6 protein-coding genes and 2 pseudogenes are annotated in these 8941 nt (G+C 58.7%); 4 read left to right on the forward strand and 4 right to left on the reverse strand.

The features are described from left to right. Positions 1 to 474: 474 nt before the first annotated feature. Positions 475 to 1296, reverse strand: coding sequence for a 3-hydroxybutyrate dehydrogenase (locus P3T24_RS38660; RefSeq protein ID WP_290439562.1), 822 nt, complete (start codon positions 1294 to 1296; stop codon positions 475 to 477). A 277-nt stretch (positions 1297 to 1573) separates the two neighbouring features. Beyond that, positions 1574 to 1672 (reverse strand): annotated as a pseudogene (locus P3T24_RS38665) (3-hydroxyacyl-CoA dehydrogenase NAD-binding domain-containing protein); the annotation flags it as partial. Positions 1673 to 1828: 156 nt separating this feature from the next. Between P3T24_RS38665 and P3T24_RS38670 the strand changes: the two are divergent. The 3 genes from P3T24_RS38670 (at position 1829) to P3T24_RS38680 (ending at position 4576) form a co-directional block, all read left to right on the forward strand. Then, complete coding sequence (locus P3T24_RS38670; RefSeq protein ID WP_429289440.1) at positions 1829 to 2935, forward strand: hydroxyacid dehydrogenase; 1107 nt, start codon at positions 1829 to 1831, stop codon at positions 2933 to 2935. A 35-nt stretch (positions 2936 to 2970) separates the two neighbouring features. Further along, complete coding sequence (locus tag P3T24_RS38675; RefSeq protein ID WP_074267500.1) at positions 2971 to 4104, forward strand: mandelate racemase/muconate lactonizing enzyme family protein; 1134 nt, start codon at positions 2971 to 2973, stop codon at positions 4102 to 4104. A 64-nt stretch (positions 4105 to 4168) separates the two neighbouring features. Beyond that, positions 4169 to 4576, forward strand: coding sequence for a cupin domain-containing protein (locus P3T24_RS38680; protein WP_429441938.1), 408 nt, complete (start codon positions 4169 to 4171; stop codon positions 4574 to 4576). Positions 4577 to 4691: 115 nt separating this feature from the next. Here the strand turns inward: P3T24_RS38680 and P3T24_RS38685 are convergent, their stop codons facing one another. Further along, entirely contained in the window at positions 4692 to 5450 is a 759-nt protein-coding gene (locus P3T24_RS38685; RefSeq protein ID WP_074267498.1) for a FadR/GntR family transcriptional regulator, read from the reverse strand. Positions 5451 to 6431: 981 nt separating this feature from the next. On the opposite strand from P3T24_RS38685, the gene P3T24_RS38690 reads away from it, so the two are divergent. Then, on the forward strand, positions 6432 to 8195 hold the full coding sequence (locus P3T24_RS38690; RefSeq protein WP_429441940.1) for a tannase/feruloyl esterase family alpha/beta hydrolase: 1764 nt from the start codon (positions 6432 to 6434) through the stop codon (positions 8193 to 8195). A 118-nt stretch (positions 8196 to 8313) separates the two neighbouring features. Here P3T24_RS38690 and P3T24_RS38695 read toward each other — a convergent pair. Beyond that, positions 8314 to 8783 (reverse strand): annotated as a pseudogene (locus P3T24_RS38695) (IS5/IS1182 family transposase); the annotation flags it as partial. Positions 8784 to 8941 lie beyond the last annotated feature (158 nt).

An 8941-nucleotide genomic window follows, 5' to 3' on the forward strand; every position in this document is an offset into this window, starting at 1 on the left:
TGTGTCAAAGTGATGCCCATCAGATCGGAAATGATGGACATCACTTTGATGTCGCCCTCAGCCAGCGTCTATAACGGCCGGGACGAGCCGCTTACCCCAGTCGCTGATGTGGGAGCGGATCGACAGCGAGGCCCTTGTGATCCACTTTCTTCCGCCGAAGGCGGAAGACTCGAGTGGTGAAGCGGTCGTGGCGCAAGAGGTTGCCATTCCGATTGGCGCTACCTGCTGCGGCGCCGTGGGTGACAGAGGGGCTACATCCGGAACTCGTAGCCTCGGCCACAAGGGAAGAAGATGCATACGTGGAGATGAATACGGCCGACGCGTGTGTCTCCTCAAACCGCACGTGCGAAATGGGTTTGAGACACGTCACCGGATGACCCTACGAGTCGTTTGTTTTCAGTCTCGAAGAGTGCACCCGGGAGACGTGAAGCATCGCGGAATTTTGTGGCATGACATGCGCGCTTCGATGCGACCTTATTGCGCGCTCCATCCGCCATCGATTTGCAGCGCGGATCCTCGCATCTCATTGGCGGATGGGGAGCACAAGAATACGGCGAGATCGCCGATTTGATCAGGAGTTACAAATTGCTGAGAGGGTTGTTTTTCTCCAAGAAATCTCGCACTTGCTTCGTCTGGCGACAGCGATTCACGCACAGCGAAATCGTCGATTTGCTTCTGCAATAGAGGTGTCAACACCATACCGGGGCAAATAGCATTCACCGTGACACCTGAGCGTGCGCTTTCCAGCGCGGCGACCTTTGTCAATCCAACGACGCCGTGCTTTGCTGCTACATATGCAGATTTCCCAACAGAGCCGACAAGGCCGTGAACCGACGCGATATTGATGACCCGTCCCCAACCCCGTTCGCGCATCGCTGGTAGTGCGAGCCGCATTGTGTGAAATGCCGAACTCAGGTTGATGGCGATGATTGAATCCCAGCTTGCCACAGGAAACAAATCGATCCGCTCGACAAACTGGATTCCGGCATTGTTGACCAGTATGTCGACACCGCCAAACGTTTGGACTGCAAAATTTATCATTGCTTCGATTTCGGCCGGCCTCGTCATATCAGCGGCGTGATGCACGACGTTCACGCCCGACGTTTCGACCGTGGCAACGGCTTCTTTAACGTCGCCGAATCCGTTCAACACCAGGTTCGCACCCGCACGGGCCAAGGCGGTTGCAATTCCCAGCCCGATGCCACTCGTCGATCCGGTAACGACGGCCGCTTTGCCTGCGAGGAATCTGGAATCAGAAATTTTCATATGCAGTGTTAGACAGTAGTGGGAAAACATGGGGATATCGCCCCGGCATTGCAGTGCGTACAGACCACTGCGGTCACTTTGCATCGGAATTGCGGTGCGTGAGACGTAAAGACTAAATCGATCCGCCCGATCGTAATGCACCTCTTGCCGCTACACGGGCGTTCGGGCGCCTTCGTACATCTGGACTACCGGCGGTATCGTCATCAGCCCCGTGCCCAGCATCGGCCGCTGACTGGAAAAGCCCGAAAGCACGTTCGGCGAGTACCGCGCTGAAATTCGCGCTTCTCACTATCTGCTGGACCAGGCCGAGGTCCTTGACGAAAACGTCAAACCCCGCCCGCAAAAGGGAGGTGGCCACTCCCCTTCCCATCGCGCCCAAGCCAACCACCCCCACTTTTCGTTGCATGGCAATTTCCTTTCGCACGCCCCATATTGGTTGTACCAGAACTTACATGGTCGGACCTGAGAGGTCAATTTTCGATTTCCCGGGTCAGGCTGATACATTGCATGGATTGCAACGATTCGTCCGTGGGTCGAGGCCTGAGGGGATTGGGGCGATAAATTGACTTCGCCGTTTTTTGAAACTACCATCTGGTTGTACCAGATATGGCAAAAAATGGGACAACGTATATTTGCGTGCGAGGACATTTTTCTGCGGCTTCACCGAGGGATAAACATGCATCGCAAGTTTCGCGTTCTTTCTACGAGCAAAATCGATCCGCTCGGGTCTGAAATGCTGGCTCCTTTGTGCGAGCTGATAGTTCCACCAGATGACCGGGCGGACACGCTGCGACGATACATGGCGGATATCGACGCGCTGATCGTGCGCGTTCGCCTGCCCGATGACATATTTACGAAGGCCGCGCGACTAAAGGCTATTGTGCGCCACGGCGTCGGGCTTGATTTCATCCCGGTTAGTCAGGCGACTGAAGCCGGCATTCCTGTTGCCAATCTTCCAGACTCGAATACGCAGGCGGTGGTGGAGCATGTAGTCGGCGCGCTCTTCGCGCTTGCGCGCGACTTTCACCGCATACCCGGCCTGCTCAAACGCGAGGGTTGGTCCGTCAGGCAGGCGTATCACGGCTTGGAACTTCGGGGCCGAGCCGTGGGGATCGTTGGACTTGGACGCATCGGTCTCGGTGTCGCAACAGCACTGCACCATGGTTTCGGCATGCGAGTGCTCGGGTACGACGTCGCGACCCAAGCCACGTTACCTGATTTCATCGTACAGACGTCTCTTGAGAGCGTGTTCAGCGAGTCCGATTTCATTACGCTACACGCACCGCTCCTGCCGTCCACGCAACATCTGGTCAATGCACAACTTCTTGGTCTGGTCAAACCACAGGCTTATCTCATCAACGCCGCACGGGGCGGTCTCGTCGACGACTCCGCATTGCTAGAGGCACTGAGTGAAAATCGGCTCGCTGGAGCAGCGCTAGATGTGTTCGAACCTGAGCCACTCGCCGCAGACCATCCCTACCTGCAACGCGACAATGTGCTCGTTACGCCCCATACAGCAGCGCTTACCCAGGAGAGTGTCGCGCGCATGAGTGTGGGCTCGGCGCAGGCCGTGCTCGATGTCTTGCATGGCCGGTGTCCCACGAATCTGGTCAATCCGGAAATCTGGGACCACTACCTGGAGCGCTGGAATCTGCGCTCCCCACGCTGAGCAGTCAGCCCTGTTCTGTCAGCTACTTAAAAAATATGAAAATCACAGACATCATTGCATATCCGGTCACTTCGCCCGTGCCGGAGGCACATCAAGTTCGCCTCGGTATTGGCAAAATGGTCAAGCGCGACACGGTCGTCGTGAAAGTCACAACTGATGAGGGGATCGTCGGCTGGGGAGAATCCCATCATGCGCGCGCGCATCTGGCGGTCGCCACGCTGGTTAACACGACGTTAAAGCAACTTGTACTCGGGTTTGACGCGACTGACGTAAACGGCGTCTGGTCGCAAATCTACCGCTATCAGCTTGCGTCGCATGGCATGGGAGCGGCTTGTGCCGCGGCGATGAGCGGCATAGATATCGCCTTGTGGGACATCCGCGGCAAAGCCGTCGGGTGGCCTCTATACCGTCTTCTTGGCGGTGCCGCGCGGGACGTGCGTGCGTATGCGGGCGGTATCTGCCTCGGATTTCAGGATCCAGGAGCGCTGGTTGAAGAGGTCGCCCTCATGATTGAACGGGGATTTTCCGCCGTCAAACTCCGCATTGGGGATTCACCGAGATCCGATATTGACCGCGTGAGAGCCGTGCGCTCGCATTTCGCAGATGTAGAGATACTTACCGATGCGAACGTTGCGTATTCACTGTCGGACTTTTATGCGGTCGCACCGTACTTTGAAGAGGCGCGCATTCGTTGGTTAGAAGAAGCCTTTCCTGCACACGACTATCGCAGCTACCGGGATGCGAAACGAATGTCGCGCTTCGAGCTTGCCGCCGGCGAGAATCACTTCACCCGATATGAGTTTGCACAACTGATTGACGCAGAATGCGTGACGGTCCTCCAGCCGGATCTCTCCAAGGTGGGCGGCGTTTCGGAGATGCTAAAGGTGGCTGCGATGGCGTCTGCGCAAAAACTCCCCATCCACTGCCACTCGAGCATGGGCATCAACATGGCGGCCACGCTACACGTACTGTGTTCCATCGACAATGCAGGATATTTCGAGGCCGACTGTTCCGTTCACAATCCGCTTCGCGATCAGCTCGTCGACTTCCGTTTCGACATTGATCACCAAGGTACGCTACGGCCTGGCGAGCGCCCTGGAATCGGCATTGAAGTTGACGAAGATTTTATCCGCCACCATAGCGGCTCGACTGGGCCTAGCTTCGTTTAATGTTCACGGCAATATGTGTCAACGTGATCGATTCATTTTATTTCCAACAATCGAAGGAGCAAGCATGTCAGAGCAAATTCAAGCCGTCGTTGGCAGGACCTCGGTGCGGCACGTCGCTGCAGATGGTTCGGATATCGAACATGAATTAAGAGAATATTTTACATATCGCGACACAGGCTTAAAGGAGGCTACGTCCGGCGCTTACACTGCGCACGTAATTCGGGCGGTGCCGGGCAAACAGGGGGAGGCAGAATGGCACACCCATGAAACAACCTTCCAACTGGTGTTTGTACTTCGCGGATGGATCGACTTCGAGTTCGAAGATATTGGTGTTGTGCGCCTTGTACCGGGATCGTCGTGCTATTTCCCGTCCGGGGTGCGACATCAGGTATTAGGCAACAGTGACGATTTCGAACAGCTGGAAATCGTTTCACCTAGCGATTTCGCGACGAACCCTGCGTCAAAACCCTGAGCGACCCCGCAGAGCCAGATAAGATTTGACCTCCGGCACTCTCTACTTCAGGTAGATTGCGGGCGGAGTCTGGCTGAAACGCGCTGCCTGCCCCGTTGACAGGCGGTCTGTTGCCTCAGGCGAACTCTTTCGTAGCGGCACGTTTGCGCTTTCGACCCGGCGCCGCAAGTTTGTCCGCACCTTGTTCTTCGTCATTCTCCGTTGCAAACAACGTGCGGAAGTACACATCAACACCTTTAATGTGCTGCCGCAGTATCGTCTCGGCTTCTTCAATGTTTCTCGCGGCGATCGCGCCAAGCAACTTGCGGTGATCGGCAACCGACTTGCGGCAATGCTCGTCTGACGAAAAGTAGACCTCGCGACGCTTCTTCGACATCAGATAGAAGACGTTTACGAAGCGCACGAAGACGTCGTTTTGAGTGGCCGATACGATTGCCAGATGGAACTCCGCGTCGAGTGCTGCGAGTGCGTGACCGTCGCCACGTGCCTCGATGCAACGTTTGAGAATCGCGGAGAGCTTGTTCAGGTCCGCATCGGTTCGGCGCTCGCACGCGAGTCTCACCGCCTGAACCTCAAGCAATCGCCGCAACTCCACGGACTGGATCACCTCGTCAGGGCTCAGGGGCGTATCGGCCTCGGCAAATAAAACCATCGCTTCAATGCTTGTTTCGGCTGAGTCGGCGCGAAGAAAAATGCCGGATTTCGGCCGCGCGTCGACGATTCGCAAAGTGTCCAGCCGGATGAGTGCTTCCCGCAGCGCTCCACGACTCATGCGAAACATTTCCGACATCTCGCGTTCAGACGGCAGCTTGTCGCCCGGTCCAAAACCACGCTCCTGAATCAGACGGACGAGTTGACGAACGTTTTCCATCATGCAGTCACCGCTCAATATGCAGAACTGGCACTATTGCCTTTAGGTGCATCGGACTGGCGCAACAGCCACCATTCACGGGCCTTGCACCGCTTCGCAGGGCAAGCACCCAGCGCGCCATGTAGCTTACGCGTAAGGCCCAATCTGGTCAAACCAGATCAGGCCTTACGCTGCGTCTAACTGCCCATGCTGGTCAGTCCGCGGGCCGTCGCAGGAATCCGGCCGCCGGCCACATAGTTTTCAACTACTGTGCGATCGGGTTCACGCGATGCGGCACGAGAAACAGAAGCGCGCAGGCCGGTCCCTCCACAAAGCGTCTCCTAGAGCAGAATGCGTCACGGGAAAAGTTGTTCGCGGACGTAATCGCGAAGACGTTCATGCCATGGGCACTGTCTGCTGCTCCCAACCTCTGAGGGACGTGGTTAAAAGACCGGTTACGGTGTATCCATCCCAACCGTCTCGAAATCGTGTATCCATGCAACAGCGATAAATATCGGCTGGAGTACCTCGTTCATCTCCCGCTCGCCGTGCGCCTGCCTGGGTTTGTTTCGACACAGTCATTGTCGACGATTCGTACGGTAGAGCCGACGGACCGTTCTTGGCCGCTTGCCGCACGCGTTAGCGACTATCATGTATTGAACAGTCTCCTTCGCGAGCGTTGCGGCGGGCATGCTGGGCAAGCCGTCGCCGTTTAGCCTGCAACAACGGAGCCCAGTGGGCTCTGCCGGACCGCGGCGAGAGTGCGAATGCGACGGCCTTCGAGCATTACGTCGACGGGCCGTCGAAGGTCTTCCATCAGGTTGACGGCAGGTTCGAGTATGCGGGGCCGGGCGGCAATCGCGCGCAGCACGCTGCTGATGGTGGTGCACGCGGTGGTCGCGCAGTTGACCCGGGATGGATAAGGGTCGTGTGTACGCTACGGCATGGGCCTGATGCCGCAACGTCCGGCACCGTCTTCAGGCCTCATTGGAAGGAGACAAGACGATGAACTCGAGAAGCAGGCTGTGGCGCACGCGTGGGCGCGCGCCGTCGTGGCTGGGTGCATTCTGTGTGCTTGTACTGTGCGCCATGTCGAGCGGCGGTACGTATTCGGAGACGACGGATGGTCCATGCCGGGACGCGGAATGCGGACCACACGGGCCACCTCCGCCGTCAAAAACAAGCTGTCCGCAACTAAACGGGTTGACCATCCCGGCCCGCGAGATCGGCCTGCCGACAACCGGTGCCATCGTCACATCAACGACACAGGTGGCGGCGAGCGGCACCGGAGCGACAGCTACCGGGTCATACTGCCTCGTGGCCGGCGCGATTCGTCCGGTCGATCCGTCCGCCCCGGATATCCTGTTCAACGTCGCGTTGCCGGACCAGTGGAACGGCAAGATCCTGATGCTCGGCGGCGGCGGGTTCGACGGCTCGATTCCAGCCGTGACCGGGAACGTGCCGAGCGCGCCGGCCAATCTGCCGGGACCGTTGTCGCGCGGCTACGCGGTGTTCGCGAGCGATTCCGGGCACGAGGCGACGAACGGCTCGGTGAACGGCGCGTTCTCCGTCAACGCCGAGGCGTACGACAACTTCATGGGCGAAGCCCTGAAGAAGACGCACGACGCCGCGCTCGTGATCATCGACAAGCATTACGGCACGCATCCGTACAAGGCGTACTTCGCGGGCGGCTCGACTGGCGGCCGCGAGGCGCTGACCGTCGCGCAGCGCTGGCCACAGGACTGGAACGGTGTGATCGCTTTCTACCCCGCGTATGACTTCACGACGCTGAGCCTGCAGCAGTTGCGCGCGACGGAAGGTTTCACCGCGCCGGGCGCGTACCTCGACACAGCACAGCGCGCGCTGCTCCTGAAAGCGGTGATGCAGGTGTGCGATGGGCTCGACGGCGTCGAGGACGGGTTGATCAGCAACGTGCAGGCGTGCAACTGGACGTTCAATCCGGCGACGGCCCATGTCGACGGCAAGCCATTGCGCTGCGCCGGCGGTGCGGCACGGGGAGACACGTGCCTGTCGGACCGGCAGATCGCGGCGCTCAACACGATGAACACCCCGCTCGTCTTTGGGTATCCGCTCGAAAACGGCGAAACGCAGTATCCGGGCTATAACGTGTATGGCGCCGATCTGGGGGTGGGCAGCAGTTCGCCGCTCGAGGCGACGATCACGGAGCTCGCGCTCGGTACGACCCAGCCGTCGTATCCGCTGCAGAGCACTGCGATGTTCGACGGACAGATCAGCGACCAGTTCGTCCGCTACACGGTGATGGGCAACCCGAACTTCGATTCACTGACGTTCAATCCGGCGCTCGCCGGTCAATGGTCCGGGCGGATCAGCATGCTGTCGGGACTCGACGCGACCGATGCGAACCTGACGCCCTTCATGCGACGCGGTGGCAAGTTGCTGATGGCGCACGGCACCGTGGACCAGACCGTCAGCACGCGGGCCACCGAGATCTACTATCAGCGCTTGCTGTTCACGATGGGCTTTAGCGCCGTCGAGTCGTTCGTGCGCTTCTACGAGATTCCGGGGATGCAGCACGGGATCGGCACCGAGTTCAACGCGTCATGGGACTCGCTCGCGGCGCTGGAGAACTGGGTTGAGCGCGGGACGCCGCCGGTGCATCAGGTGGACACCGATACCGCGGGCGTGCCGGGACGCACGCGGCCGTTGTGCCAGTATCCGGCGTGGCCTAGCTATAACGGCGCGGGTGACGTGAACAGCGCGACGTCGTTTACCTGCGTGCAGGGATAGCGAACGCAAGCCGCGACGCGCGAATGGCTACCGCGCCCGTTATCGCCGCGCGTCGCGCATCAGCCGCAATCTATAGCGCTGGTGTGCCTGCATCGACCGCGTGCATCTCCTTCTGGATATGCGCGATCTGTTGCCCGTGATCGGCGAGGCATCGATACTCATCGTTCCTTGCAACGTAGACGAAGTCGCGCTTGGTAAAGAGTCCTTTCTTCCTTGATGCCGAGGTAAGTGGTTTCCGGACATACGCCTTGATCCCGGCCAGTTTGCACGCACGGATATCCGGACCGCTGAAGTACCCCCGGTCAGCCAGCACCTTTAGCTTCGGCTTGCCCATGGCGCTCTTCGCCGACAAAGCCCTCCTGCTGAGTTACCCGTGATCGCTTCCGATATTCTTCACCTCGCGTTCGACGATCTGATGATGCTTCGTATCAGGAACGTCTGGACGTTGTAGCCAACGGTACCGGTTCTCTTGCACCGCTGGTGCTGGCGCAGGAGCGCGATCGTCTCGTACAGGCGCACGGTCTTCACATCGAAACCTGTCGGACTGGTTCGGTCTGCAGTTTCAATCATGTCGAGGTATCGCTGGAGTCACCCGGTCTCCATGCGTTGATTCAGTTTAGGTGATGAATGCGTTTTCGCACGCCCTCGGCCGGAATGAGTCGCTAACGGCGGGCGGGTCGCAACGGCCTCCGTGCTCCCCATGTCCATATCGGGGAAACCGGCAGCTTCTACAAACCGCCCATCAG

Source organism: Paraburkholderia sp. GAS33 (assembly GCF_050436645.1).
GTDB classification, from domain to species: Bacteria; Pseudomonadota; Gammaproteobacteria; order Burkholderiales; family Burkholderiaceae; genus Paraburkholderia; species Paraburkholderia phenazinium_B.